This window comes from Pseudomonas sp. FYR_5, from assembly GCF_043106315.1.
Classification (GTDB): Bacteria; Pseudomonadota; Gammaproteobacteria; order Pseudomonadales; family Pseudomonadaceae; genus Aquipseudomonas; species Aquipseudomonas putida_Y.
The window spans coordinates 1-24,698 of sequence record NZ_JBICMK010000116.1; the positions used below are offsets into that span (position 1 = coordinate 1).

The 24,698-nt window shown below is 62.2% G+C and carries 20 protein-coding genes; 4 read left to right on the forward strand and 16 right to left on the reverse strand.

The window, feature by feature from the left end:
• From ACF8RA_RS24190 to ACF8RA_RS24240, 11 genes are all read right to left on the reverse strand, one after another.
• Window positions 1-1,885, reverse strand: a 1,885-nt coding sequence (locus ACF8RA_RS24190) for a NahK/ErcS family hybrid sensor histidine kinase/response regulator (RefSeq protein ID WP_392519649.1), incomplete at its 3' end; no start/stop codon positions are given.
• A complete protein-coding gene (gene nosP, locus ACF8RA_RS24195) occupies window positions 1,854-3,017 on the reverse strand; it encodes a nitric oxide-sensing protein NosP (RefSeq protein ID WP_003254110.1) in 1,164 nt (387 codons plus the stop codon). The genes nosP and ACF8RA_RS24190, both read right to left, overlap by 32 nt.
• A gap of 140 nt (window positions 3,018-3,157) precedes the next feature.
• Window positions 3,158-4,345: a porin gene (locus ACF8RA_RS24200; protein WP_392487520.1), complete on the reverse strand. Its 1,188-nt coding sequence runs from the start codon at window positions 4,343-4,345 to the stop codon at window positions 3,158-3,160.
• Between the two features lie 345 nt (window positions 4,346-4,690).
• Window positions 4,691-5,290, reverse strand: a complete 600-nt coding sequence (locus ACF8RA_RS24205; protein ID WP_021784016.1) for a hypothetical protein — start codon at window positions 5,288-5,290, stop codon at window positions 4,691-4,693.
• Window positions 5,290-5,988, reverse strand: a complete 699-nt coding sequence (locus ACF8RA_RS24210) for a hypothetical protein (protein WP_392519650.1) — start codon at window positions 5,986-5,988, stop codon at window positions 5,290-5,292. The genes ACF8RA_RS24205 and ACF8RA_RS24210 overlap by 1 nt, the downstream gene beginning before the upstream one ends.
• A gap of 94 nt (window positions 5,989-6,082) precedes the next feature.
• Window positions 6,083-6,868, reverse strand: a complete 786-nt coding sequence (gene pstB, locus ACF8RA_RS24215) for a phosphate ABC transporter ATP-binding protein PstB (RefSeq protein WP_003254117.1) — start codon at window positions 6,866-6,868, stop codon at window positions 6,083-6,085.
• Between the two features lie 50 nt (window positions 6,869-6,918).
• On the reverse strand, window positions 6,919-7,812 hold the full coding sequence (gene pstA / locus ACF8RA_RS24220; RefSeq protein WP_104887448.1) for a phosphate ABC transporter permease PstA: 894 nt from the start codon (window positions 7,810-7,812) through the stop codon (window positions 6,919-6,921).
• A complete protein-coding gene (gene pstC, locus ACF8RA_RS24225) occupies window positions 7,809-8,777 on the reverse strand; it encodes a phosphate ABC transporter permease subunit PstC (protein ID WP_004574212.1) in 969 nt (322 codons plus the stop codon). Before pstC ends, pstA begins: the two co-directional genes overlap by 4 nt.
• A 70-nt stretch (window positions 8,778-8,847) precedes the next feature.
• Entirely contained in the window at window positions 8,848-9,879 is a 1,032-nt protein-coding gene (pstS, locus tag ACF8RA_RS24230) for a phosphate ABC transporter substrate-binding protein PstS (RefSeq protein WP_176684119.1), read from the reverse strand.
• A gap of 217 nt (window positions 9,880-10,096) precedes the next feature.
• Entirely contained in the window at window positions 10,097-10,330 is a 234-nt protein-coding gene (locus ACF8RA_RS24235; RefSeq protein WP_176684120.1) for a hypothetical protein, read from the reverse strand.
• A gap of 71 nt (window positions 10,331-10,401) precedes the next feature.
• Window positions 10,402-10,827 carry an MAPEG family protein gene (locus ACF8RA_RS24240; protein ID WP_176684121.1) on the reverse strand — a complete coding sequence of 142 codons (426 nt, stop codon included), beginning with the start codon at window positions 10,825-10,827 and terminating at the stop codon, window positions 10,402-10,404.
• A 156-nt stretch (window positions 10,828-10,983) separates the two neighbouring features.
• On the opposite strand from ACF8RA_RS24240, the gene ACF8RA_RS24245 reads away from it, so the two are divergent.
• From ACF8RA_RS24245 to ACF8RA_RS24255, 3 genes are all read left to right on the forward strand, one after another.
• On the forward strand, window positions 10,984-11,802 hold the full coding sequence (locus ACF8RA_RS24245; protein ID WP_392515302.1) for a helix-turn-helix domain-containing protein: 819 nt from the start codon (window positions 10,984-10,986) through the stop codon (window positions 11,800-11,802).
• A 206-nt stretch (window positions 11,803-12,008) separates the two neighbouring features.
• The gene (locus ACF8RA_RS24250; RefSeq protein ID WP_392461238.1) at window positions 12,009-12,884 is read left to right on the forward strand and encodes a universal stress protein; all 876 of its coding nucleotides are present in this window, start codon (window positions 12,009-12,011) and stop codon (window positions 12,882-12,884) included.
• Window positions 12,885-13,177: 293 nt separating this feature from the next.
• Window positions 13,178-14,404 carry an MFS transporter gene (locus ACF8RA_RS24255; RefSeq protein ID WP_392515304.1) on the forward strand — a complete coding sequence of 409 codons (1,227 nt, stop codon included), beginning with the start codon at window positions 13,178-13,180 and terminating at the stop codon, window positions 14,402-14,404.
• A gap of 106 nt (window positions 14,405-14,510) precedes the next feature.
• On the opposite strand, the gene ACF8RA_RS24260 is transcribed toward ACF8RA_RS24255, so the two are convergent.
• From ACF8RA_RS24260 to ACF8RA_RS24280, 5 genes are all read right to left on the reverse strand, one after another.
• Window positions 14,511-14,888: a DUF2493 domain-containing protein gene (locus ACF8RA_RS24260; RefSeq protein WP_392487524.1), complete on the reverse strand. Its 378-nt coding sequence runs from the start codon at window positions 14,886-14,888 to the stop codon at window positions 14,511-14,513.
• 21 nt (window positions 14,889-14,909) lie between these two features.
• A complete protein-coding gene (gene mgtA, locus ACF8RA_RS24265; protein WP_392487525.1) occupies window positions 14,910-17,624 on the reverse strand; it encodes a magnesium-translocating P-type ATPase in 2,715 nt (904 codons plus the stop codon).
• 740 nt (window positions 17,625-18,364) lie between these two features.
• Window positions 18,365-19,990 carry a methyl-accepting chemotaxis protein gene (locus ACF8RA_RS24270; RefSeq protein WP_392461236.1) on the reverse strand — a complete coding sequence of 542 codons (1,626 nt, stop codon included), beginning with the start codon at window positions 19,988-19,990 and terminating at the stop codon, window positions 18,365-18,367.
• A 140-nt stretch (window positions 19,991-20,130) separates the two neighbouring features.
• Window positions 20,131-21,021, reverse strand: coding sequence for an alpha/beta fold hydrolase (locus ACF8RA_RS24275; RefSeq protein WP_392461235.1), 891 nt, complete (start codon window positions 21,019-21,021; stop codon window positions 20,131-20,133).
• A gap of 319 nt (window positions 21,022-21,340) precedes the next feature.
• On the reverse strand, window positions 21,341-22,837 hold the full coding sequence (locus tag ACF8RA_RS24280) for a PLP-dependent aminotransferase family protein (RefSeq protein ID WP_392487526.1): 1,497 nt from the start codon (window positions 22,835-22,837) through the stop codon (window positions 21,341-21,343).
• Between ACF8RA_RS24280 and ACF8RA_RS24285 the strand changes: the two genes are divergently transcribed.
• Window positions 22,838-24,604, forward strand: a complete 1,767-nt coding sequence (locus ACF8RA_RS24285) for a M24 family metallopeptidase (protein WP_392487527.1) — start codon at window positions 22,838-22,840, stop codon at window positions 24,602-24,604.
• The last annotated feature ends 94 nt before the right edge of the window (window positions 24,605-24,698 follow it).

The following is a 24,698-nucleotide window of genomic DNA, read 5'->3' on the forward strand; positions in this document are numbered from 1 at the left end:
TGGCCAGCAGATGGCTCATCGCCGTCTTGAGCTTCATGGGCCGTACGGGCTTGTGCATCAGTGTGTGACCCAGCTCGCGGATCTGCTGCTTGAGATCGTTGCTGTAGTTGGCAGTGATCATCAGCGCCGGTAGCGGCTGGGCACGGCGGGCATTGATCCGCGCTACGGCGTCGACACCATTGCAGTCATTGTCCAGGTGGTAGTCGGCAATCAGCAGGTCGGCCTCGGCGTGGTAGTTGTCCACCTGACGCGCCAGGTCTTCCTCCGACAGCGCAGTGACCACCCGACAGCCCCAGCCTTCCAGCAAGGTGCGCATGCCCGCGCAAATCGCCGCGTCGTTATCCAGCACCCACACCCGCGCCCCGCGCAGGCGTTCGAGCATCGGCTCGCAGATCGCCTGGCTCGGCTGGGCTTTGGGTGCGGTGGCACTCAGCGGCACCTCGACAGCAAACACCGAGCCTTTGCCCAGCCATGACCGCACGCGGATCCGGTGGCCGAGGATGCCGGCGATCTTCTCCACGATCGCCAGGCCCAGGCCCAGCCCACGGTCCTGGTCCGGGCGCTGCACCTCACCCCGCTTGAACTCCAGGAACATGTCTTCCAGGTGTTCTTCGGCAATGCCGATGCCGCTGTCCCAGACTTCAATCCGCACACCACCGCGCTGGCGCCGACACCCCAGCACCACGCGCCCGCTGCGGGTGTAGCGGATGGCATTGCTGAGCAGGTTGCGCAGGATGCGTGCCAGCAGCTGGATGTCACTGCGCACTACGGCAGAACACCCCACAAAGTGCAGCGCCAACCCTTCGCTACGCGCCACCTGGGCGTATTCGGCGGCCAGGTTGTCCATCAGCTCGCTGAGGGCGAACGGAGCGACATCGGCCTTGATCACGCCAGCATCGAGCTTGGAAATATCCACCAGCGTGCCCAACAGGTTTTCCACATCCTCCAGCGAATTGCTGACATTACGCACCAGGTGGGCAGCGTTTTGCGGCTCGTCGCGCTCTAGCAACGCGCTGGTGAACAGCCGCGCCGCGTTCAGCGGTTGCAACAGGTCATGGCTGACCGCAGCAAGGAACTTGGTTTTCGACAGGTTGGCCTGCTCGGCCTCGCGCTTGGCCTCGCGCAGACGCGACTCGGCCTGGCTGCGCTCTTCGATTTCGCGCAGCAACTGGTCGTTGAGGCTGGTCAGTTCGGCAGTGCGTTCACGTACCCGTTGCTCCAGATGCTGATAAGCCTGGTGCAACGCCTGCGCGGTGTTGCGGCGCTCGGTGATGTCGCGGATCAGCACGAAGATGCCCACCACCTCGCCACTGGCCAGGCGGTTCGGCACGTACGAGCGCAGCATGTAGCGTTCCTGGCCGTTGATATTGGTTTCGGCGAACTCGAACGTCACGCTCTCCCCCGCCAGCGCCCGTGCCACATAGCCTTCCAGGCGCTGGTAGTGCTGCTCGCTGTGGGCCTCGCGCAGGCTCTGGCCCAGCATCACGCCATGCGGCCAGCAATACCACTCTTCGTAAACCTTGTTGGTGAATTCGTAGACCAGATCGGCATTCAGGTAGGCGATCAGTGCCGGGACGTTGTCGGTAATCAGGCGAATCTGGTGCTGGTGGGCCGTCTCGGCCCGCTGCCGGGCCTCGCTGAGCAGGCGGTTGACGGCCTTGAGCTCGGCCATGGCCTGGTTCAGCGCATCGGTGCGTTCACGCACCTGCTCGGCCAGCACCACCGAATGCTGGAACGCGGCGTATGGGTCGTTGCCCCGGGTCACGCCCGACTCGATGCGCTCGATCAGTGCGTCATTGATGCGCTGCAGCTTGTGGTTCTGATGCTGCAGCCGGGTCAGCTCGGCCTGCAGTTCAGCGACCGACAGGAGGTCGGTTGCGGGCAATGGCGACCCCGGTGAAGGTCTGGTTGATGTGCATGCCATTGAACTGTTCTCCGTAGGTGTTGAAGCCAATCACCCGTTGCTCGCGCAGGAACGCGCCGACCGGCTCCAGGCCGTGATGGGCCTCCAGCTCCAGCCGCCGCAGGAAACAATCACAACCGATGGTCAGCAGCAACGGTCCGAGACGCTGGTGCAGGCCATCGAACAGCTGGTGCAGGTTCGGCAACAGCGGGCCCGGAGTCATGGCCGTGAGCACGATGCCGTTCTCCACCGCGCAGTAGAAGCTCAAACTGAGGTCAGGATGCATCTGCTGGATCGCCCGCACGTAGTACTGATCATGAATGCGCACGGCCAGCGGGTGGGCGGCGAACACCCGGTGATCAAGCGCGGCCACTGGCACACCGATGTGGCGGGCATATTCCTCGGCCGCCGGTTCGGCATTCAGTTCGAAAACCCGGCGCTGGGCGCTGTCGGCACCGGTTACCACCAGCTTTTCCTGGCGCGGCAGGATGTGATGCGTGGTGAACACTTCGAAGTCGAGCCAGGTGTTGACCAGCACCACCACGGCTGCGCCGTTGTGGAATGTACCGCCGTAATACACATGGGTGCGGTTCAGGTAGTTGTCGTCACCGGCCGAGCCGCCGAAGTGCGGGATATCCCCCAGTGCTGCGCTGAGTGCGGCAAGCACCATTTCCTCGCGGCTGGACAAGCCATCGAGCAGTGTGAGTGCAAAACTGTGGCCCTTGATTGGCGCCAGGGTATTGCTGCGGCAGGTGCCGACCAGCCGCTCGACCATCTGCTGCGCGTCGATCAGGCTGAAGCGCTCCATTTCATCGATCAACGCGGTGGCGATCGAAAAGTGCCGGTGATCGAAGCCCACCGCCGTCACGCAATTACGGCCGTAGCCCAACGGTGTGATTTCACCGGCGCTGGTGCAGCCGACCAGGCGTATGCCGCCAAAGTCCTGCTCCAACGCTTCGCCCAAAGCCTGCAAGTCATATTCGGCGGAACAGAAGAACAGCACGAAACCCAAGTGCGGGTGCAGCAACTGCCGCGCCAGGTCCTGGGCGGCCAGCCGCGCGTCGGTCGCCTGAGACATGGCACTGACCACACCGTCGTTATGAGCCTGCTGCATCGTGGTCTCCGGCACGGGGTGGCTGAGCGATCAGTTTAAGGAGGTGGTGGCGGGTGACGAATGCTACTTGGGTAGCGGGTGGGCGGTTCCATGGGCGTAAAAGAGCGCGTCAATCGGGGCCGCCTTGCGGCCCCGGGCGCTTACCAGGTCAATACCGCGCCCACGGCAAAGGTATCGGTGTCTTCGTTCTGCGCACGGGTGTCATGCCCGTCGATGGAAAACTGGTTGTACTCGGCCACCAGTTTCAGGTTGTCGTTGATGTCATGGAACAGCGCCACCCCCCGGGTCTCGTAGTCCGCACCGCTGCCAACCGCACCATTGCCATCGTCCTTGGTCTTGCCATAGGACAGCGCCACGCGGTTCTTGCCGAACTTGTAAGAGCCCTGCAGCAGGTAGCCGTCACTGTCGACATTGCGCAGAACCGGTTCGCCGGCATTGTTGGTGAAGAACGGGTTGATGCCCTTGGCCTGGAACCCCGAACCGGTCAGCGACCAGCCGCCCATCTTTGCCTGCACCCCGTAACCCACCCCCTTGGAAGTGATCGTTTCTACCGTGGAGTCAGTATTGTCCGAGGTCTGGTAACTGCCGTTGACCCAGCTGTAGATCTGCGCCCCACCCAGGTCGAACTGGTAGGTGATCTCGCTCTCGGTGCGTGGGTTTTCCTGATAGGCCTTTCCGGTCGGGCTGCTGTCGTTGGTGTCCACCGGGTCCATGATGCCCACCGCCACCCGCAGGCCCTCCATCACTGGCGTACGGTAGGTGATCTGCGAGGTAGGGAACGGGTATGGGTAACCGCTGCCAATGTTGCCGAACGAAACCCCGCCGCCGTCCACCAGCCCCAGGGTGTCGCTGACCTGGCCATAACCGGCCAGCAGTTCGTCGAGCAGGATGTTGGAACGGGCGAACAGCCCGAAGTCCTTACCGATCAGCACCTCGCCCCACTCGGGGTTGGCCACCGTGCCGTAAAACTGGCGCACGTCGATGGCGGTGTCGGTGCCGTTGGTTTCACTGTCGTTGATGGTTACCCAGAACGAGGCACGCGCGCCGAGCTTCAGGTCATCCACCTGCTTGCCCATGTTGAAGCCGAGGTAGTTGGGCAAGAAGCCCATCTTCACCCGCGACTGGCGGCGGTCAAACTGCTCGCCCTCACGGTCGACCTCGCTGTTGACGTAGAAGGCGTTGATATAGCCATCGGTGGAAAACGTCGTCTGGTCCTTGTCGTACAGCATGATCTCGGCTTCGGCGACGCTGCTCAGGCCAAGCGCAGAAAAGCTGGCGATGGCGGCTGCGAGAAAACGAGGCGGCAGGTGCTTATTGTTGTTGTGCATGGCGCGCTCCAAACGGGGACGGGATGTCGGAGGCGATTATCAGAAGGGGGCAAATTGCCAGGAACGCTGCTTTGGCGTGGGGTGGCGAGTGCTTTGGGGCGGGAGGGTGCGGCCCGGTGATTTGGTCCCGGTACCTGCTTGGGTCCTGGTTCGAGACTTATGGCTCAGGCAGGAGTGGCAGGCGGGTATCAATACGATTGAATGAACCGGGGCCGCCTTGCGGCCCTTCGCGGGCTCGCCCGCTCCCACAATTTCAGGATATCCACGACCCCTGTGGGAGCGGGCGAGCCCGCGAAGGGCTGCAAAGCAGCCCCCATTACATTGTCTGAGCGGAATTTCCTGGCTTCAGGAAGCCAGCGCCTGCGAACGCTGGCAAGCAGGCATCTCATAGCGGTGCGGTTGCTGCCAGGCCAGCCGTGCCTGCACATCCACCACCGCATCCTTCACCTTCTGCGCCCAGTGCTCATCCTTCGGGCACACCACCACCACGCGGAAACCGTGGTCGACACCTTCCAGGCGCACGCCTTCGGAATCATCTACGTGCAGATCAATATCAAAAGCCGAAGGCAGCTTGGAGGGTGAATTTTCCAGCCCGCGCTGGGCCAGGATATGCTGGTGCCGATCGCTGTTGACCACACCATCGACATGAATGCCGTAAAGCATCAGCCACCGGCGGATGTAAGCCGGGGTGCGCCCCGACGAGGTGTAGATCCAGATGCTGCAGCCCTGGCGGCGCAGGTCGCGGATCAGTTCGCGGGTGCCGCTGCGCAGGGGCTCACCCAGCCAGCGATGGACGAAACCCGGCAGCTTGCTGTCCTCGGCGGCAGCGTGTTCGGGCAGGCAGGCCAGCGTGTCGTCGATATCGAACGAAATGCGTACCTGGCCACGCTTGAGCTTGCGTTCGATGGCTTGCCGCCCTCGTGCGAACAGTGATGAATGTTGCATCAGCGGCTCCCCTCACAGGCAGGCTCGGGCGTGCCGCTCAGGAAGAACTTGCCGGGCTCAGGCGCCTTCGCTTCCAGGAAAGCAGCGTACTTTTTCTTGATCTTGGGGAGTTCGTACAAAGCCTTGACACCGTGTTTGGCGGAGTTTCGTATGACCGAGGACGGGTTGAAGTAACCCTCGGCGTTGTCCAGTGACAGCACGAATGGCGGCAGCCCGGCACGCATCAGCAAATAACTGACAATGAGCGAACCCGTGCGGTTGTTGCCTTCGATGAACAGCTGCGGCTTGCTGAGAATGCGTACATACACACCCGCCGCCCGCTTCCAGATCGAATCGCTGCGGTACGCGCAGTACCAGTTGTACAAATCTTTGATGCCACCTTCCACGTTGTTGAAAAAGTGCGCTTCGGTTGCCGCAAGGTGTGGGGCGAATTCCAGGCGACGGGCCGGATCGCTGCCGCATAGCACGGTGGCATTGATTTCCAGCATCAGGTTCAGCTGTTGCAGGTCGAACAGGTCGATACCGCGGGCGACATAGTCGTCAATCAGCGCATAGCCTTCAAGCACATTCAGCAGTACCTCGTCGGTAAACGGGTCCCGCGGTTCGGTGAAATGCTGGCTGAGTTCGGTAAAGCGGCCCTGCACCTCGCGCAGTGCGCGCTCTACCGCTGACAGATCAAGACGACGCGTCGCTCGCATTGGTAATCCCGGGTAACACTTTAACGGAAGGTAACGCGGCCGGGCGTTGCAACCTTCCTGGCTGCAACACCCGCCCACCTTGGGCTTGCAGGGCTCAGCTGAACTTGCCGCTGATGTAGTCGCTGGTCAGCTGCTCGCGCGGGTTCTGGAAAATCTGCGCGGTCGGGCCCATCTCGACCAGGTAGCCGGTGCGGGTGCCCTGGGAAATGTCGACCGAGAAGAAAGCGGTGGTGTCGGCCACACGAATCGCCTGCTGCATGTTATGGGTCACCAGGGCGATGGTGTAGTCCTTTTTCAGCTCGACCATCAGCTCTTCCACGCGGCGGGTGGCGATTGGGTCGAGTGCCGAGCAGGGCTCGTCCAGCAACAGCACTTCCGGCTCGGTGGCGATGGCACGGGCGATGCAAAGGCGCTGCTGCTGGCCACCGGACAGTGACAGCCCGCTGACCTTGAGCTTGTCCTTCACTTCGTCCCACAGGGCGGCGCCTTGCAAGGCGTGCTTCACGCGATCGCCCAAGTCGCCTTTGTAGCGGTTCAGGCGCAGGCCGAAGGCCACATTGTCGAAGATGCTCATCGAGAACGGGTTGGGCTGCTGGAACACCATGCCGATATAGCGGCGCACCACAACAGGGTCGACGCCCTTGCCGTAGACATCCTGCCCAAGAAAGTGCACATGGCCTTCGAAACGGAAGCCCTTCACCAGGTCATTCATACGGTTCAAGCTACGCAGCACGGTACTCTTACCGCAGCCCGAAGGGCCGATGAAACCGGTGATCTCGTTTTTCCTGATCGGCACATGGCTGTCACGCACGGCCATGAAGTTACCGTAGAAAATCTTGTCGAGCTTGCAGTCCATGACGATGGGGGCTTCGCTGACCATGGGAGCGGCTCTTTGCGCAGTGGATACGTTCAAGTTGGATGCTCCCTTTCTCAATACTTGGGCTTGCCGAAGACTCGGCTCAAAATGTTGATGACCAGCACGATCATGACCAGCACCAGCGAGGCCGCCCAGGCGAGCTCCAGCTGGTTGTCGAACGGCATGCCGGAGAAGTTGTAGATCAGTACCGCAAGCGAGGCTGTGGGGTTCATCACCGCCAGGTCGCCGTCGTGGTAGATCCAGTAGTTGCTGAACAATGCGGTGAACAGCAGTGGCGCGGTTTCGCCAGCGGCGCGGGCCACGGCCAGCATCACCCCGGTAAGGATGGCCGGCAGGCCGGTGGGCAGGACGATCTTCCAGATCACCTGGGCACGGGTGCAGCCCATGCCGTAGGCAGCATCCTTCATGATCTTGGGCACCATCTTCATCGACTCTTCAGCGGTGAGCACCACGATCGGCAGCATCAGCACCGCCAGGGCCACGCCGCCTGCCGGTGCCGAGTAGGTACCGGTGGTCATCACCACCAGGGCGTAGGCAAACACCCCGGCCAGGATCGATGGCAGGCCAGTGAGCATCTTGGCGGCAAAGCGCGCAGTGTTGGCCAGCTTGCTGTCGGGGCCTAGCTCGGCCAGGAACACCGCTGCCAGGATACCGACCGGCACAGCGATGGCGGCGGCAATGCCGACCATGACGAAGGTACCGGCCATGGCGTTACCGAAACCACCGCCCATCTCGAAGCCGGTCGGCGGCAGCTCGGTGAACACTTCCAGATTAAGGCGTGCCCCGCCGCGAGTGATCAGCATGTACAGCACGGAAATCAGCGGCACGCTGGCCACCAGTGCCGCGAACCATGCCAGGGTGGTCAATACCAGGCTGCGCAGGGCGCGGCCTTCCAGCTTGCGCTGCAGGCTGGGCAACGCGGCTACAGGGGTCGTCAGGTCAGTCATTGTTTGTTACCACGCTGGGCGTAGAGCATGATCATAGAGCCGAGGACGTTCACCAGCAGGGTGATGAACATCAGAACCAGTGCCGCGTACATCAGCACTTCGACCTCGTTCGGGCCGGCTTCCGGGAAGTTCAGCGCCAGCAGCGCCGCCAGGGTGTTGGCCGGTGCGAACAAGGACAGGGAAATGGTGTTGGCGTTGCCGACCAGCATGGCCAGCGCCATGGTTTCACCGAGTGCACGGCCAAGGCCCAGCACCAGCGAACCGAAGATGCCGGTAGCCGCCGAGGGCACCATCACCTTGAGGATGGCTTCCCAGTGGGTGGTACCCATGCCGTAGGCAGCCTGCTTGGTTTTCATCGGTACGCTGGTCAGCGCATCCTGGGAAACCGCCGCGATGGTCGGCAGGATCATGATCGCCAGCACCAGCGCCGCAGGCAGCAGGCCTGGGCCACTGAGGGAGGTGCCGAAAAACGGGATCCAGCCCAGCTCGCTGTTCAGCCAGGCGGTCAGCGGGCGAATCGCCGGGATGACCACATAGATGCCCCACAGGCCGTACACCACGCTGGGGATGGCGGCGAGCAACTCGACGATGGTGCGAAACACCGCGGCAAGCTTGGCCGGAAGGAAATCCTGGGTCAGGAAAATGGCCATGCTGACGCCGAAGAAACCGGCGATCAACAGGGCGATCAAGGCGCTGTAAAGCGTACCCCAGATCGCTGGCAGAATACCGTACTTGCCTTGGTTAACGTCCCAGACGCTGCCGAACAACACGTCAAAACCGTGCTTTTCAATGCCGGGCAGTGCCTTGCGGCCGACTTCGTAGACCAGCGCGAAGACCAGCGCCAGCACCAGCACCACGCCAATGCGCGCAAGCGCACGGAAGGTGCGATCGACCAGGAAGTCTTTCGCAGACGGTGGCTGGCACGCGGAGTCGGGGTTATCCGGTATGGCAAAAGGAGTGTTCATTGGCGAGTTCCGGGACAAGGGACAAACACCCCCGGCACGGCTTCATGCCGATACCGGGAGCGCCTGGGTATTACTGGATGTTGGCGGACGCTTTACGCACCTGGTCGACTACCGACGGCGGCAGCGGGATGTAACCCATCGAGTCGGCGATGGTCTGGCCTTTGGTCAGGCTGTACTCGACCATTTCACGCATGGCCTTGGCTTTTTCCGGGTTGCCGTTGTCCTTGCGGAAAATCATCCAGGTGTAGGAAGTGATCGGGTAGGACTTGGCACCGTCCGGATCAGGCAGCCAGGCCACCAGGTTTTCCGGCATGTTCACCGCTGCCAGTGCTTCGGCACCGCTCTCGGCATTTGGCACGACGTATTGGCCAGCCTTGTTCTGCAACACGGCGAAATCGACCTTGGCCAGCTTGGCGAAGCCGTACTCGATGTAGCCGATGGCGCCCGGGGTCTGGCGGACGGTGGCGGTTACGCCGTCGTTCTTCGGCGACTTGATGAACTTGTCGGTGGCCGGCCAGTTGACGGTGTTGCCTTCGCCCAGCCCTTGCTTGAAGTCAGCGTTGATGGCCGACAGGTGCTTGGTGAAGACGGCAGTGGTGCCGCTGGAGTCGGCACGCACGACCACGGTGATCGGGGTGGCAGGCAGCTTCAGGTCAGGGTTGGCCGCCGCGATTTGCGGGTCGTTCCACTGGGTGATCTTGCCGAGGAAGATATTGGAGTAGACGTCGCGCGGCAGCTTCAGCCCTTTAGGGTTACCCGGCAGGTTGTAAGCCAGGACGATTTCACCGGCTGTCATTGGCAGCAACTGCACGCCTTCGCCAACCTTGGCAATGTCTGCTTCGCTCATGGCCGAGTCACTGGCGGCGAAGTCGACAGTCTTGTTCAGGAAGTCCTGAACGCCCGCACCGCTGCCCTTGGACTGGTAATCGACGGTGACGCCAGCCGTGTTCTTGCTGAAGTCCTTGAACCAGGTCAGGTAGATCGGTGCAGGGAAGCTGGCGCCCGAACCGGTCAAGCGGACGTTTTCTGCAGCAAAGGCTGCCGAGGTGGCGCAAAGGGAAACCGCAACGGCGAGTGCAGCAGACTTCATCAGGCGTTTCATCAAAAAGTGCTCCGTGTGATGGCCAGCACACTTTGCATCAGCTGTGTTACAACTTTGTGACTGTTGAATGGCAAGCCGCGCGGTAGAGCTTTTTGCCTGTGCCATCAGCCGCTGAGCCGGAACCCTGAAACGGTTCCAGCCTCATCGCAAACGCTTGAATGTGGCGATAGACCCTGCAAAGCAGCACAAGGAACAAGAACCGGGCCACTGCAGGCGATCAACCAATACTGGCGAGATCTGCATCACCGGCATCCCCACAGCGGTTGCGGCATGCACATTCGAACTCGGCTTGGGCACGGGTGGAAAAGTTCAGGCTCAGACGCATCTTGTCTTGCGTGTCATAGAGGTCATACCCCTCCCCCAGTGCGGCGGGAAAGCCAAGCCGCCGAGGATAAGCCTCTTTCTTGGGTGGCACTGCGGGAACCACAACGAAGCGTGTTTGCATGATCATCCCCTTCGGCAGTGCTTAAGTATTAGTACTGCTATGTGAAAGCATCAAGATGACTCATGCAATATTTTGGGTCAGTCGCCTATTTTCGCTGCGATGAGTGAGCAGAAGCCCAGCAGGCAGATGACCCCAATGCCATAGAACAACGTTCTCCATGGCTGCAGGCCCCGCAGATAGGCCAGCGTGTGCAGGACCCTGGCAACCGTGAACACCGTACTCAGCCACAGCACCGGCAGCGTGGCTGCCTCCAGCGCGACAGCCAGCCCGCCGAGGGCAAAGAACATGGGGATGTTCTCCAGATCGTTGGCCCATACCTTGGCAGCACGTATCACCTGCGGGCGTTCAACGGCCTGGGCGACGCGCCTGAACACGGCAGCGTCCTCCGGGTTGGTGAACGCGACGAAGCGCAAGCGGTGATAGCCCTGATAGCAGGAAACCAGGAACATCTTGAGGGACAGCACCACCACGCACAGCGCATAGACCTGCAGAGCACCGCTCATGGCTGGCACCCCTCGGCAACGCCTCTGGTCACCAGGTTACGCAAGCCCATAGGGCTCTCCTTGATAGGGTTTACCGGCACAGTAGTGATAGGGTTGCTTGCACTCAATGACCCGTGAGGTCATGGACATTGCACTCAAGGACGATCAGGGCAACGCATGAATCATCATCTGTTCCATCGCAGCACCCCTGCCCCGCACATCTCAGCGGGCCAGCATCTTCGCGAACTGCGCCGTCAGGCCAACCTCAGCCAGCTGGAACTGGCGCTGCTGACAGGGCTGTCGCAGCGTCATCTGAGCTGTGTGGAAACAGGACGCGCCAAAGCCAGCCCAGGCACCTTGCATGCCCTCCTGTCGGCCCTGGATACGCCGTTGGAGCGGTGCAATGAAGTGTTCGTTGCTGCTGGATACGCGCCCCGCTATGCCGCCACGCCACTCGATGCGCCTGAACTGGCCTTGGTGAATACTGCCATCGAGCATATTCTGCAGGTGAACAACCCCGCTCCGGCGATCGTCATCGACAGCAGCTGGGACGTCATCGCCGCCAACACCAGTACCGGGCTGCTGCTGGCGATGGCCGGTGTCAGCGCACAGCCGGCGACCGGCCTCAACCTGCTGCAGACACTGCTGTGCCCCGGTGGTCTGGGTGATCACCTGGCCAACGCGCCGGAAATCCGCGCTGCAGCCTGGCACCGCGCATCCAGGGAGGCCGCAGGCAATCCGGCACTGGCAGCGCACTTGCGCGACTTGCCGGCCCCGGCAAGCCCGTGCCAGACGGCGACAGCCACCCCCTTGTTGCTGACCCGCGTGAACACCCCGTATGGCGAGCTGAGGTTCCTGTCCACGTTCACCACCTTCGGTATGCCGCTGGATGTCACCGTGCAATCACTGCGCATCGAACACCTGATCCCCGCCGACGCACAGACCCGGCAAAGAATGCAGGCAGCGTTCGAGCAATGGTCGGCCGTTACTGCCTGAACGTCAGGGTCTGGCTGCGCCTGGTTGCGTGCTGTTGCCGGCATGATCCGCCGCCGCACCGACACTCCATTGACCCAAATCAAGCCCTCGCGCCGGGTTCGCGCGACGATGGCTGCACGCAAGGAACGACTCAAGTACCGCCAGGCGCACTGTGCTCAAGGTTTACCGCTTGATCACGGTGCGCAACCTTGGACAAGGAGCCCCACATGAACCCGCTGAAACACATACTGGTTGCCACCGACCTTTCCCCACACGCCCGCAACGCAGCTGAGCGCGCTGCCTACCTGAGCGATGCGCAGCAGGCCTCGCTGGACCTGCTCTACGTTGCCAACCCGGCACCCTTCGAGCGCCTCAAACAGTTGATGACGCCTGATGACGACCTGTTGAAACGCGTACTGGAGAGCGCAGGCGAAAAAACCCGCGCACTGGCAGCCATGCTGTTCCAGCGCTACGGCATCTCCGCTGGCGTGCAGGTTGCCAGCGGCTCGGTGATCACGGAGATCAACCGGGTGGCGCAGGACAAGCACAGCGACCTGCTGGTGTGTGGCGCCAGGGGCCAGAGCGTGGCGCGGCGCCTGCTGCTGGGGTCAACCGTGCAGAAAATGCTCAACCACATGCCCTGCCCTTTGCTCGTGGTCAAGCCGGCCCCGCGTGATGCCTACCGCACCGTGCTGGTGCCAGTCGATTTTTCGCCCGTTTCACTGCGCGCCATCAAACTGGCCAAGGCCCTTGCCCCGCAAGCAGAGATCATTCTGCTGCATGTGTACGAAGCGCCATTCGAAGCCAGCGTGCGCTTCGCCCATATCGACCACGGCACCCTCACCCAGTACCGCAATGTCATCCGCAAGGATGCAGAAGCACAACTCGCGGCGTTGAGTGAGGCTGCCGGCATGGCCGATGCACGGCAGGTCCTGGTGCACGGTAACCCGGGCTGGTGCATTGTCGAGCAGGAGCAGGAGCTGGAGTGCGACCTGATTGTGGTCGGCAAGCAGGGGGCAAGCGCGCTGGAGGAGCTGCTGGTGGGCAGCGTCACCAAGCATGTGCTGAACGAATCACTGTGTGATGTGCTGGTGGCGCCATAGGCGGCATGAGCACGCTGCAGTGCCGCCTCTTGCACCTGTCCGGGTCAAGCACAAGCGCCCTTGGCTAGCCTGACGGCGCGCGGGTTAGGGAAGAAAGGCCCCCGCCCATAGCATTCGCAAGCGGGACGCCATTGCTCAGAGCAGCCGCTCTACGCAAGGCGTTTCATCGATTGCACTGATGATTACTATCGAGCGGCCTGCCTGTCGGCCAGGCAAGGCCGTCTCTACAATCGCCTGCAAATCCCCCCGCTCTTGCGCCTGCTACAGGCGAGATCCCTCATGGAACCTAACCCATGCCAAGCAACAGCCAGGCCCCTCGCGGCCTTCCCGAGCACAATCAACAGAGTGTCACCCAGCAATGGCTGGCAATCCTCTCGGTAGCCGTGGGTGCGTTCGCCCTGGTCACAAGTGAGTTCCTCCCGGTGGGGGTACTGAACGATGTGGCCAGCGACCTTGGCATCAGTGCAGGCCTTGCCGGCCTGATGGTGACCCTGCCCGGCATCATGGCTGCGTTGGCCGCCCCGTTGATTTCCGTAGGCGTCGGCGCGCTGGACCGGCGCTACCTGCTGATCGGCCTGACGCTGATCATGATTATCGCCAACACCATCGTGGCCTACGCCGGCGACTTCAGCCTGCTGTTGGCCGGCCGGGTGCTACTGGGTATCAGTATTGGCGGCTTCTGGGCCACAGCCATCGCCCTCAGCGGCCGCCTGGCACCTGAAGGGATGGGCGTAGCCAAAGCCAACTCCATCATCATGGCGGGCGTAACCCTGGCGACGGTAGTGGGCGTGCCTGTGGGCACGTGGCTGAGTGGCCTGATGGGCTGGCGCATGACTTTCCTGGTCACTGCACTGGTAGGCGTACCGGTGCTGCTGGCACAGGTATTCCTGCTGCCGCGGCTGATGCCGGAAAAGGCCATCCGCATCCGCGACCTGCCGGCGTTGTTCATCAACCCGCAAGCACGGGTCGGCTTGATCGCCGTATTGCTGATCGGCCTGGCACACTTTGCTGCGTACACCTATGTCGCACCGTTTTTCAAACAGAATGCCGGCTTTGACGGGCCTACGATCGGTTCATTGTTGCTGCTGTATGGCGTGGCCGGCTTCATGGGTAACATCTTCGCCGGCTTTGCAGCCAACCGCAGCGTGCGGCATACGCTGATGCTGGTCGCGCTCATGATCGCAGTCAGCACCGCCCTGTTCCCACACTTCGCCACCGGCATGACGGGAGCCGCGATGCTGATCGCACTGTGGGGCTTTGCCTTCGGTGCGTTCCCGGCTTGCGCCAATATCTGGATGTTTGTCGTGGCGCCCAAGGATGTCGAGCGTGGCATGCCACTGTTCGTGGCCATGTTCCAGGTGATCATTGCCGTGGGGTCGTTCTTCGGCGGGCAAGTCGTAGACCACATGGGCACTGCGGTGCTGCTGAGCCTGGCCACAGCGCTGGTGGGCTGTGGCTTTGTCACCGTGCTGGTGCTGGGGCGCAACGTCAGCAACGATCTGGCAGTGCAGCCAGGCTGAGCAGCCGCCCAGGGCGGCTGCTCAATGCTTGAGGCCGTGAAACCGAGGCGCCTGCTTCGCGGGCAAGCCCGCTGCCACAGGTACCGTACGGCCCCAGGCGCTTGCATTAGCTGCAATCGCCCCGCTCAGGCTGACGTGGTTGCCTGGCGCAAATCACCTGAACCTCGGCACCACGGGCCCTGGCCAGCAGCTCCTCGGTGTCATCCCCCCCGGGCAAGGCAAGCAACAAGTCAGGGCGGCTGTCATTGAGCATGAACAGGTTGCGCAGGCGTTCGGCCTGCTTGCCGTGCAACTGCCAGTTTGGCGGGTAACGCACCAGATCGGCGCCATGCTCGCGTGCCCAACTTTCGATTTCCCCGCCAAGGAACTGGCTGCCACCGTGGATCAACACCCGGATCGGCCGCTGGCGCTGGACGTCGTCCAAGGCCTGCCGGCAGCGCCGGGTGTCGGCGTAGTTGCGTCCTGCACAGATCAGCACTCGCATGGTCGGATCTCCTTGAATGGCTCAAAACCACTGGCCGAAACGGCGGATATAGAGGGTCTTTATGGCCTGGGCGACCACGCAGTAGCCCAGCAGGGTAGCGACCAGCCAAGGGAAGTACTCCCACGGCAGCGGCACCAGGCCAACCATCGCGCCCACAGGGGAAAACGGGATATAGATACCCAATGCCATGACCAGCCCCGTTGCCAATATCACTGGCAATGCAGCGGTGCTCTGGAAGAACGGCACCTTGCGAGTGCGCAGCATGTGCACTACCAGCGTCTGTGACAGCAAGCCCTCGATGAACCAGCCAGACTGGAACAGCGCCTGCATTTCGACGCTGTTGGCGGCGAACACGTACCACATCAGGGCGAACGTGGTGATGTCGAAGATCGACGACGTAGGACCTATCCACAACATGAATCGGCCGATGTTGCGGGCATCCCATTTGCGTGGCTTGCTGAGGAACTCCTTGTCCATGCGGTCCCAGGGCAACGACAGCTGGGAAAAGTCGTACATCAGATTCTGTAGCAACAAGTGAATCGCCAGCATCGGCAGGAACGGAATGAACGCACTGGCCACCAGGACCGAGAACACGTTGCCGAAGTTGGAGCTGGCAGTCATGCACAGGTACTTCATGATGTTGCCGAAGGTTTCGCGGCCTTTGAGCACGCCCTCCTCGAGCACCATCAGGCTCTTTTCCAGCAAAATGATGTCGGCTGATTCTTTGGCGATGTCGGTGCCGCTGTCCACCGAGATACCGACGTCAGCATCGCGCAGGGCGGCGGCGTCGTTGATGCCGTCGCCAAGGAAGCCCACGGTGTGACCATTGGCCTGCAGGGCCTTGAGCACCCGTGATTTCTGCAGCGGGGTGAGCTTGGCGAAGACGGTGCGCTCCTCCACCTGAAGCTTCAGGGTGGTGTCGTCCATGCCCTCGATGTCCTGGCCGAGCAAGGGCTGGCCTGGCGCCAGGCCCACTTCACGGCAGACCTTGGACGTGACCACCGGGTTGTCGCCGGTCAGTACCTTTACCTGCACGCCCATGTCGCGCAAGGCGGCGATGGCCGGGCCGGCAGTTTCCTTGGGCGGGTCGAGGAAGGTCAGCATGCCCTGGATGACCAGATCGCGCTCATCTTCGGTGTGATACTGCGCCTTGCCTTCGGCCGCCGGGATCTCCCGGGTGGCAACCACCAGCACGCGGAAGCCGTCCTGGTTGAAGGCATCGACCCTGGCCATCAGCTGCTGGCGACGGCACGGATCAAGGGCAACGACCTTGTCGCCTTCCTGCACATGGGTGGCGATGGCGAGCATCTCCTCGACCGCCCCTTTGCTTACCAGCAGGTGATCGCCCAAGGCATTCTTCACCACCACTGACAGGCGGCGGCGGATGAAGTCGAACGGCAGTTCGTCGACCTTTGCGTAGGCGTAAGGCGCCTGGAACTGGCGATCCTGGCTGGCGAAATGCAGCACGGCCTGGTCCATCAGGTTGCGGATGCCGCTTTGGTGATGGCTGTTGAGCCAGGCCAGTTTGAGGATGTGCTTGTCGGTTTGGCCGTCGAAGCGCACATGGTGCTCGAGGATGATCCGGTCCTGGGTGAGCGTGCCGGTCTTGTCGGTGCACAGTACATCCATGGAGCCCAGGTTCTGGATGGCGTTCAGGCGTTTGACCACCACCTTGCGCCGGGCCATGGCCACGGCGCCCTTGGCCAGGTTGGCGCTGACGATCATCGGCAGCATTTCCGGGGTCAGGCCCACTGCCACGGCAAGCGCGAAGAGGAAGGCATCACCCCAGTCGCCTTTCACCACACCGTTGATCATGAACACCACCGGCACCATCACCAGCATGAAGCGGATCAGCAGGCTGCTGACGCTGTTCACGCCGCGGTCAAACGCGGTCTGACTGCGCGAACCGGCAATGGCCTTGGCCAGCGAGCCAAAATAGGTGCGTCGGCCGGTGGCGACCACCACGGCGCGGGCGCGGCCACTGACCACATTGGTACCCATGAAGCAGATGTTCGGCAACTCGAGCAGGTTGTCCTGGCGGGCGCCATGCTCGGCGGCGGACTTCTGCGCGACATTGCCCAAGGTGTCGTACTTTTCGACCGGCAACGCTTCGCCAGTGAGCACGGCCTGGCTGATAAACAGGTCACGCGCTTCGAGCAGGCGGATATCGGCGGGAATCATGTCACCTGCAGAAAGCTGCACGATGTCGCCGGCCACCAGTTCGTCCATGGGCACTTCGCGCAGGCGCGGGGCTTGCCCGATCTGCTCGCGGCGCAACACAGTGGCGGTAGTGCGCACCATTGCCTTGAGCGCGTCGGCAGCCTTGTTCGAGCGGTACTCCTGCCAGAAGCGCAGCAGGCTGCTGAGGCTGACCATGGTCATGATGATGATGACCTTGGTCAGGTCGGCGTCGTCGGCTTCGCCTGCGCTGAGCGGCAGCCAGTAGTCGGTGACGAAGCTGATCCCGGCCAGGGTCAGTAGTACATAGATGAACGGGTTATGCAGGGCCTTGAGCAACTGCACCAAGGCGTGGGGTTGCGGGCCGTGGGCGACCTGGTTGGCCCCATCGCGCGCCAGGCGCTTGGCGGCTTCGTGCTCGGTCAGGCCCTGATCGCTGGCATCGAGATTGGCGAGGGTGACCGCCAGGCCATTGCGCGCTTCACGGGCGGCGCGGGTGGACAGGCGGGTTTCGCGTTCGGCCTTGGCCGATAAGGTGTTACGGTGTTTGACAGTCATGTTGCTGTGCTCCTGCCGCTGCGGCGGCACGACACACAGACGTTTCACTCAGGCGGTGAACGAAGGCATGTCGGGTCGCTGAATAATGCTGGTTCTTTCCGACAGTTGTCTGTCCGCTGCCGAGAGTCGGAAGTTGTTTCGGCAGCGAACTTTCTACTCGCGCAATCCATGGTTTAATTCCTTTTCATAAACACAGGGCAATAGTCATCCCGCGAACTTTTAACGTGAAAAGCTCGAGCATAAAGATACCGCTCAATATCTTTTATTCAGTGAGAAGTGCGGGGGCTCAAGCGTGCATGAAGACGCGCCAGCACCCCGCAACTACTTGGGGGGTCCTGGTGGTGGTCAAGATAGCCGTGCAGACGCAGCGGCCAGGCGCGGGCCTGCCGCGGCGCAAGGCACGCAGGCTGGCGATGTGAAACGAATGAAGTGAGGTTCATGAGCTTGCCTCCAACCGGCCAACACCGGCGGCGGCAAGTCACGGGGAGCATCAGGCTCTGGCGCGGCTTGCCCGACCGGGGTGTCGGGACCGGTGTTCCGGTTCAAGTGCCTGACCGGGCCATACGGCAGGGGTCAGACAGCGACTAGATACTGTGTCCATTGAATTCTTCAGTGAAGGGAAAAAAGGCCCCGCGCTCGGGGCGGTCGAACTTTATTCAAGCGTAGTATCGAAGTCAACCCGCAAGGGGAACTTTGAATAAGTTTAACCTTATCTTAATGTTCCACGCAGGCGCAGCGGCTCAAACCTTGAACCGCCCCACCAACGCCGTCATCTCCCCCACCAGCCCCGACAACGCCTTGCTCGCCTCGCTGGTCTGCTGCGCACCTGCCGCGGAATGGTTCGACAGTTCGCGGATGTTCAGCAAGTTGCGGTCTACTTCCCGCGCCACCTGAGCCTGCTCTTCGGCCGCACTGGCAATGACCAGATTGCGCTCGTTGATTTCGCCGATCGCACTGTAGATGCCCTCCAGCACTTGCCCCGAGGCCAGGGTCACGTCCAGTGTCGACTGGGCGCGGTTGGTGCTGGCCTGCATGGAAGCCACCGCAGCTTCGGTCCCCGCCTGCACGCTGCCGATCATCTGCTCGATTTCCTGGGTCGATTGTTGCGTGCGGTAGGCCAGTGTGCGCACCTCATCCGCCACCACCGCAAAGCCGCGCCCGGCCTCACCGGCACGGGCCGCCTCGATGGCAGCATTGAGCGCCAGCAGGTTGGTCTGCTCGGACACCGAGCGGATCACTTCCAGCACCTTGCCGATGTCCCGCACCTGCCCCACCAACTGCTGCAGGTGCGCACTGCTGGTCTGGATTTCGCGGGTCATGGCTTCGGTGCCGTCAATGTTTTCACTGACTTGCCGGCGGCTTTGCGCGGCCAGCTGGTTGGACTCACTGGTGGTTTGCGAGGTGGTGATCGCGTTGCGCGCAACCTCCTCCACTGCCGTGGTCATTTCGGTCACGGCAGTCGCGGCCTGCTCCAGCTCCTGCCCCTGCTGACGCAGGTTATTGGCGCTTTCCTCGGTGACCGCGTTCAACGCCGTGGCGGCGGCATCCAGCTGCCGGGCACAGTTGTTGATCTGCCCAAGGGTGTCGCGCTGGCTCTGCTGCATGCGCTGCAGTTCATGGAACAGTTGACCGATCTCGTTGTTACCCTGCCCTTGCACCGGCACACTCAGGTCGCCACTGGCAATGCGCCGGAAATGCCCACCGGCTTCACGCAGGGGGTGCAACACACGCTGGGCAATGAAGGCCCAGCACAGCACCGCCAGCACCATGGTCACGCCCAACAGGCACAGGCTCAGCAATTGCGCCCTGGCCAGACGCCGATCGGACTCGAGCATGATCTGCTGGCCTCGCTCGCTCAGTGTGCCCACCAGTTGCTGGCGCAGGGTTTGCAGCCGCGCCATGGCATTACCGGCATCGCTATTGACCTTGAAATACTGCTCCAGCGAACGCTGGCGAGTCGCTTCACGCTGCCCGGCTACCGCCTTGGCGTATTCGGCAAAGGTTGCCTGCAGCTCGGTTGCCAACCCGCGAAGGGCCGGTTCGCGGGCGTTTTCGACAAATTCGTCGACCAGCGCCTGGCTCTTGTTGTTCAGTTCCACCGACAGCGCCATGCGCTTGCCTGCACTCTCGTCATGGCCACCCAACTGCTCGACAAAGCCCGAAGACACATTGGCGCTGGAGCGAATCGCCATCAGCAACGCATTGTTCAACCGGTCCGACTGGTGCGCAGTCTGGTCCAGTTCAGTGATCTGCTGGTCGCTACCCAAGGCAGCCCACCAGGCACTGGCGGTCGAAAACAGCAGGGTCAGGCTGAACAGCGACAACACCCAGAACATTCCGGTGCGAATTTTCAGGTTTGCAAGCATGCGGGCAGTACTCCTTGTTGGCACCACTTCTGATCGATGATTCGAGGGTGGGTGTGCTGCTATCGGAGGTACTGGCGCAGGCTTGAGGCGCCGCGATGCGGTTATGTGCGGTAACCGAACGGAATGCGTTGAGGCCAACCTCAGCGGCTGAGGAAGTCCACTACCGCCTCGGCGAACGCCTGCGGTTGATCCAGCATGATGAAGTGGAAGCTGCCATCGATACGCTTGAAGCTGACACCTCGCGCCCCGGCATAGGCCTTAGCGAAGGTTGCGTCAACGCTGGCAGCGGGTATGCCATACATGGAGTCATAGGCATACACGACCTCCAGCGGTGCCTGGATATCGCCAAGTTCGGGACGCAGGTCGGTGATCATCAGTTCATGGGTGGCATCGGCTACTGCCTGGCGGTCCGAGCGCAGCGCCGCATCAACCAGTGCAGGCCTGACCGCTGCCGTCTTGGCCAACCGGTCGATGGCCGCGCGCTGCATGGCCTCGGTCTGCGCTGCCGGGGCCGCCAACATCGCGCCACGCACTGTGCCAGCCTGCGCTGCGGCCGTTTCAGCAGTTGCCGTGGGATCGATCAGTAACGTGTAGAACGGCAGCGCATCGACAACCATCAGCCGCCCTACCCGCTCGGGGTGGCGTGCGCCTAGCATCAGCGCGACTTCACCGCCCAGCGAATGGCCAATGATGGCTGGCGCCTCAAGGTGCTGGCTGCGGATATAATCTGCAACCGCCTCAGCAACGGGAGCGGCCACGCGACCGTCTACAGAAGGCACGGCAGGCGAGCCGGCAAAACCCGCAACCTGCACCAGATGCAGGCGGTACTGCTGGCGCAGGGTAGTGGCGAGCCCCGCCCATACCTCACGTGATGAAGCCAGCCCAGGGATCAGGATAACGTCCGGCCCCGCGCCTTCGACCTGCACCGAAATGCGCTCACCAGGCGCTGGCACTGCCTGGCTCGGTGCTGCCAACGTTGAGGACAGCGACAAGCTGGCTCCTATTGCCGCAAGCAGGGTTAGTACGCGCATGTGTGCCACTCCTTTGACTTCAATCGGGAAAAGCCCGCCACTATAAGGCGCGCGGCAAGGCGTGGGAAAACTATCGTTTGCGACCCGGCGCGCTGCATCTGGGGTGGGGCGACGCCTACGACCCGCTGTTCCTGAGTGGGCGCTCAGGCTATCGCATTGACAGGCAGGAGCAGCTGCCTTGCTGAACATCCAAAAGGCCGCGGGATCCTTGGGGGAGTAACCCTCTTGCACAGATCCTGAGGCCTGCGCGATCACTGCGGGCTTGCCAGCGAACACGGGCGAAGCCCGTGCCATCCCCTGTCGCGGCAGATGGCCGTGCCTACACCCACCGCGCCTTGCCAATCGCTTTCGCTGCGTCTACCAGGCGTTGGGTTGCCTGCCGGATCTCATCCGCATCCAGCGAAGCAAACCCCAGGCGCAAGGCGTTCTCGGCATGGCCAAACGGTGAAAACTGTCGCCCGCTGCGCACCACCAGGCCCAGCTCCAGCGCTTTGTCGACCAACTGATCCACGTTGATCCCATCGGCAAACCTCACCCACAGCGCCAGACCACCTTCTGGCGCCTGCACGCTGATCTGCTCACCGAACGCATCGCGCAAACACCCCAACAAGGTCTCACGCCGGCGCCGGTACTCGCGGTTGACCCGGCGCAGGTGTTTCTTCAGCTCGCCATCATTGATCAGGTCCGCCAACATCTGCTGCATGACTGCATCGCCCTGCCCCAGGGTCAGCATCGCCCTGCGTTCCAGCACGGTTGTCACTTCCACCGGTGCCACGATATAGCTGCAACGGAACGTGCTGCCCAAAGGCTTGGACAGTGAGCCAATGTAAATCACGTGCCGTTGATGGCGGTCGCTGGCCAACGGCAGATAAGGCCGCCCGGCAAAGTGGTATTCGTAGTCGTAATCCTCTTCGACCACGCAAAAGGCATGCTGGCGCGCCAGCTCCAGCAACTGTTGCCTGCGCCCGGCTGGCAGGCTGACCGTGGTCGGGAACTGGTGATGGGGTGTTATGTACATCATCCGCACCTTGTGCTGCCGGCACAGGGCCTCGAGCTGATCGACCCGGCACCCCTCATGGTCCAGCTCCACGGTCACCAGGCGGGCACCCAGCTGACGGAAGATCTCCCACGCAGGGGGGTAACTCAGGCGCTCGACCAGCACAACGTCACCCGGCTTGAGCAACACACTGGCCACGAGGGACAGCGACATCTGCACCCCCTGGGTCAGGCAGATATGCTCGGCGCCAACGTTCAGGCTGCGATTGTGCCGCAGCATGTCGGCCAGGGCGCTGCGCAGATTGCGGCTGCTGCACTCGCTGCCGTGGCGCACGCTGTTGCTGGTGAAGCTGCTGCGCAAGGCATTGCGGTAATAGCGGTGCAGCACAGCCTGTGGCAGCAGCCGGTGGTCACAGGCGCCGTTGTCGAAGAACAAGGCCCCCGGCCGCCCTTGCTGCGCTACAGCCTGTTCGTTCGCCTTGAAGTAGGCAACGGCAGGTTCCTCTGGCAGCGCCAGGGCAAAAGGCTGCACGGCACCGGGCACGGCCGCTGTGCCTGGCGCCAGTTGCTGGCTGACAAAGGTGCCCCGGCGTTGCACGCTTTGCAGCCAGCCTTTGGTTTCGGCTTCCTCATAAGCAAGGATCACGGTCTTGCGATTGACGTTCAGCAGTTGCGCCATCTCCCGCGTGCCCGGCAACGGCGTGCCAGGGCGCAGGCGACCCTCGCTGATTGCGGCCACCAGCCCTTCGACGATCTGCCGGTACGAAGCCTGTGCCCCATCGAGTTTGAGCAGTGGCTGCCATTTACGAAGCTGGACCATATGAAATATCCAAAACTGGAGGTTCTGCTGGTCCTGGACTATAGCAACAATCGAACCTCCATTTGCCCCGAGGTGCTCATGCAAAGCCGCCACGTCATTGAATTGTCGCCCTCGGGCAAAACCTTCGAAGCCAGCCAGGAGCTGCTGCTCGATGCCATGCTCGCCAGCGGCCTGCCGGTACCCTTTTCCTGCCGCCGCGGCACCTGCGGCTCGTGCAAGGTCAAGGTGGTATCGGGGCAGCATCAGGACAAGCAGCGGGATGCGGACACACCGCCGCCTTCCTATCCCTTGGCCGCCGACGAGATGTTGCTGTGCCAGAGCCACGCCTGCAGCGACATGCGCCTGGAAATACCCGGCTGGTCACTGGACGCACCAGCACTGGAAACCCAGGCACAGGTGGTTGGCAAGCGCGCGCTGAGCGCAGATATCGTCGAACTGGTGCTGCAGCCTGCTCAGCCGCTGGAGGTGCGGGCGGGCCAGTACATGCGGTTTCAGTTGGGCAACGGCGACAGCCGCTGTTTCTCCATCGCCAACCTGCCTGCCCAGGAACAAGGGCAACTGGTGTTTCACATCCGCAAGGTCAGCGGCGGCCTGTTCACCGAAGGTTTGCTGCCCACCCTGCAAGCAGGTGCAACGGTAAAGCTCGAAGGCCCGCTGGGCGCCTGTACCTGGCAGCACGATGACCAACGCCCGCTGATCCTTTTCGCCACCGGCACAGGTTACGCCGGCATCAAGCCGCTGCTGCTGACGGCCTTGGCCGGCGATGCCGACGTCACGCTGTACTGGGGCGGCTCATCGCCGGCGGATTTTTATGACCGCGAATTTCTCGACGTGTCCAGCAGTGTGCACCCACACTTCCACTGGCAACCGGTACTCTCGGCCCAGGCCCGTATACAGCAGGTGGCGCTCAGCCAGACGCATCGCTGGGGCGAAGCCCAGGTCTACGCCTGTGGCAATGCCACAATGATCAGCCAGACTCGCGAGCAATGCCTTGCGGCAGGGGTACAGCCCCATCGTTTTGTGGCCGAGGCCTTTGTCGCCAGTGGTGCACTGACAACGCAGGCTTCAGCAGCCAGCACGCTGCACCCTGAGCTGGAAAAGGTCGGCCCACGTTATTCGCTGGACGGCATGCTCGCGGCCCGCGAACAGTCGGTGCGGGCCGTGGCCGCCATTGCCAGCCAACTGCAGGTCGGCATGACCACCGCACAGGCACTGGAGATGGCCGCGCATACCCTGCAGGCGATGGGCGCCTCACACACCTGGCACCCCACCTACATCCGATTTGGCGATGATACCGTGCGTACGCCACGGCAAGGCATTGACCTTCAACGTGCGCTACGCGCCACGGACATCGTCGTGGTCGACGTTGGCCCGGTATGGGATGGCTATGAAGGTGATTATGGCGATACGTTCGTGTTTGGCCAGCACGCCCTGCACCACGCCTGCGTGAAGGCACTGCATGAAGTGTTCGACGAGACTCGTCAGGCCTGGGGCCGCGGGTTGACCGGGCGAAAACTGTATGACTTCGCCGAGCGCAGTGCCCAGGCCAAAGGTTGGCAGCTGGAGCGCAACCTGGCCGGGCATCGCATCGCCGACTTCCCGCATGTGTTGTACAGCCAGGACAAGCTGGCCGAGGTGGAGATTGTCCCGAGCGAGGTGGTATGGGTGCTGGAGATACAACTGTGCCACCCTACCGAACCTGTCGGGGCATTCTTCGAAGACATCCTGATTGACGAACGCAAGCCGGGCGCTGCCACGGCAGCTTGAGGCCGCCAATCAAAGCGCAAGCTGTGTACCTCAGGTTAACGCCTCAAGGCTCGGCCCTTGAACCCGTAACAAGTTAAAGTTGGCAGCACAAGGA

What these genes read in the sequence shown, in the direction of transcription:
- nosP (WP_003254110.1), bottom strand. Translation starts at nt 3,017, where the DNA reads ATGCAGCAGGCTCATAACGACGGTGTGGTCAGTGCCATGTCTCAGGCG.
- ACF8RA_RS24200 (WP_392487520.1), bottom strand. Translation starts at nt 4,345, where the DNA reads ATGCACAACAACAATAAGCACCTGCCGCCTCGTTTTCTCGCAGCCGCC.
- ACF8RA_RS24205 (WP_021784016.1), bottom strand. Translation starts at nt 5,290, where the DNA reads ATGCAACATTCATCACTGTTCGCACGAGGGCGGCAAGCCATCGAACGC.
- ACF8RA_RS24210 (WP_392519650.1), bottom strand. Translation starts at nt 5,988, where the DNA reads ATGCGAGCGACGCGTCGTCTTGATCTGTCAGCGGTAGAGCGCGCACTG.
- pstB (WP_003254117.1), bottom strand. Translation starts at nt 6,868, where the DNA reads ATGGTCAGCGAAGCCCCCATCGTCATGGACTGCAAGCTCGACAAGATT.
- pstA (WP_104887448.1), bottom strand. Translation starts at nt 7,812, where the DNA reads ATGACTGACCTGACGACCCCTGTAGCCGCGTTGCCCAGCCTGCAGCGC.
- pstC (WP_004574212.1), bottom strand. Translation starts at nt 8,777, where the DNA reads ATGAACACTCCTTTTGCCATACCGGATAACCCCGACTCCGCGTGCCAG.
- pstS (WP_176684119.1), bottom strand. Translation starts at nt 9,879, where the DNA reads ATGAAACGCCTGATGAAGTCTGCTGCACTCGCCGTTGCGGTTTCCCTT.
- ACF8RA_RS24235 (WP_176684120.1), bottom strand. Translation starts at nt 10,330, where the DNA reads ATGATCATGCAAACACGCTTCGTTGTGGTTCCCGCAGTGCCACCCAAG.
- ACF8RA_RS24240 (WP_176684121.1), bottom strand. Translation starts at nt 10,827, where the DNA reads ATGAGCGGTGCTCTGCAGGTCTATGCGCTGTGCGTGGTGGTGCTGTCC.
- ACF8RA_RS24245 (WP_392515302.1), top strand. Translation starts at nt 10,984, where the DNA reads ATGAATCATCATCTGTTCCATCGCAGCACCCCTGCCCCGCACATCTCA.
- ACF8RA_RS24250 (WP_392461238.1), top strand. Translation starts at nt 12,009, where the DNA reads ATGAACCCGCTGAAACACATACTGGTTGCCACCGACCTTTCCCCACAC.
- ACF8RA_RS24255 (WP_392515304.1), top strand. Translation starts at nt 13,178, where the DNA reads ATGCCAAGCAACAGCCAGGCCCCTCGCGGCCTTCCCGAGCACAATCAA.
- ACF8RA_RS24260 (WP_392487524.1), bottom strand. Translation starts at nt 14,888, where the DNA reads ATGCGAGTGCTGATCTGTGCAGGACGCAACTACGCCGACACCCGGCGC.
- mgtA (WP_392487525.1), bottom strand. Translation starts at nt 17,624, where the DNA reads ATGACTGTCAAACACCGTAACACCTTATCGGCCAAGGCCGAACGCGAA.
- ACF8RA_RS24270 (WP_392461236.1), bottom strand. Translation starts at nt 19,990, where the DNA reads ATGCTTGCAAACCTGAAAATTCGCACCGGAATGTTCTGGGTGTTGTCG.
- ACF8RA_RS24275 (WP_392461235.1), bottom strand. Translation starts at nt 21,021, where the DNA reads ATGCGCGTACTAACCCTGCTTGCGGCAATAGGAGCCAGCTTGTCGCTG.
- ACF8RA_RS24280 (WP_392487526.1), bottom strand. Translation starts at nt 22,837, where the DNA reads ATGGTCCAGCTTCGTAAATGGCAGCCACTGCTCAAACTCGATGGGGCA.
- ACF8RA_RS24285 (WP_392487527.1), top strand. Translation starts at nt 22,838, where the DNA reads ATGAAATATCCAAAACTGGAGGTTCTGCTGGTCCTGGACTATAGCAAC.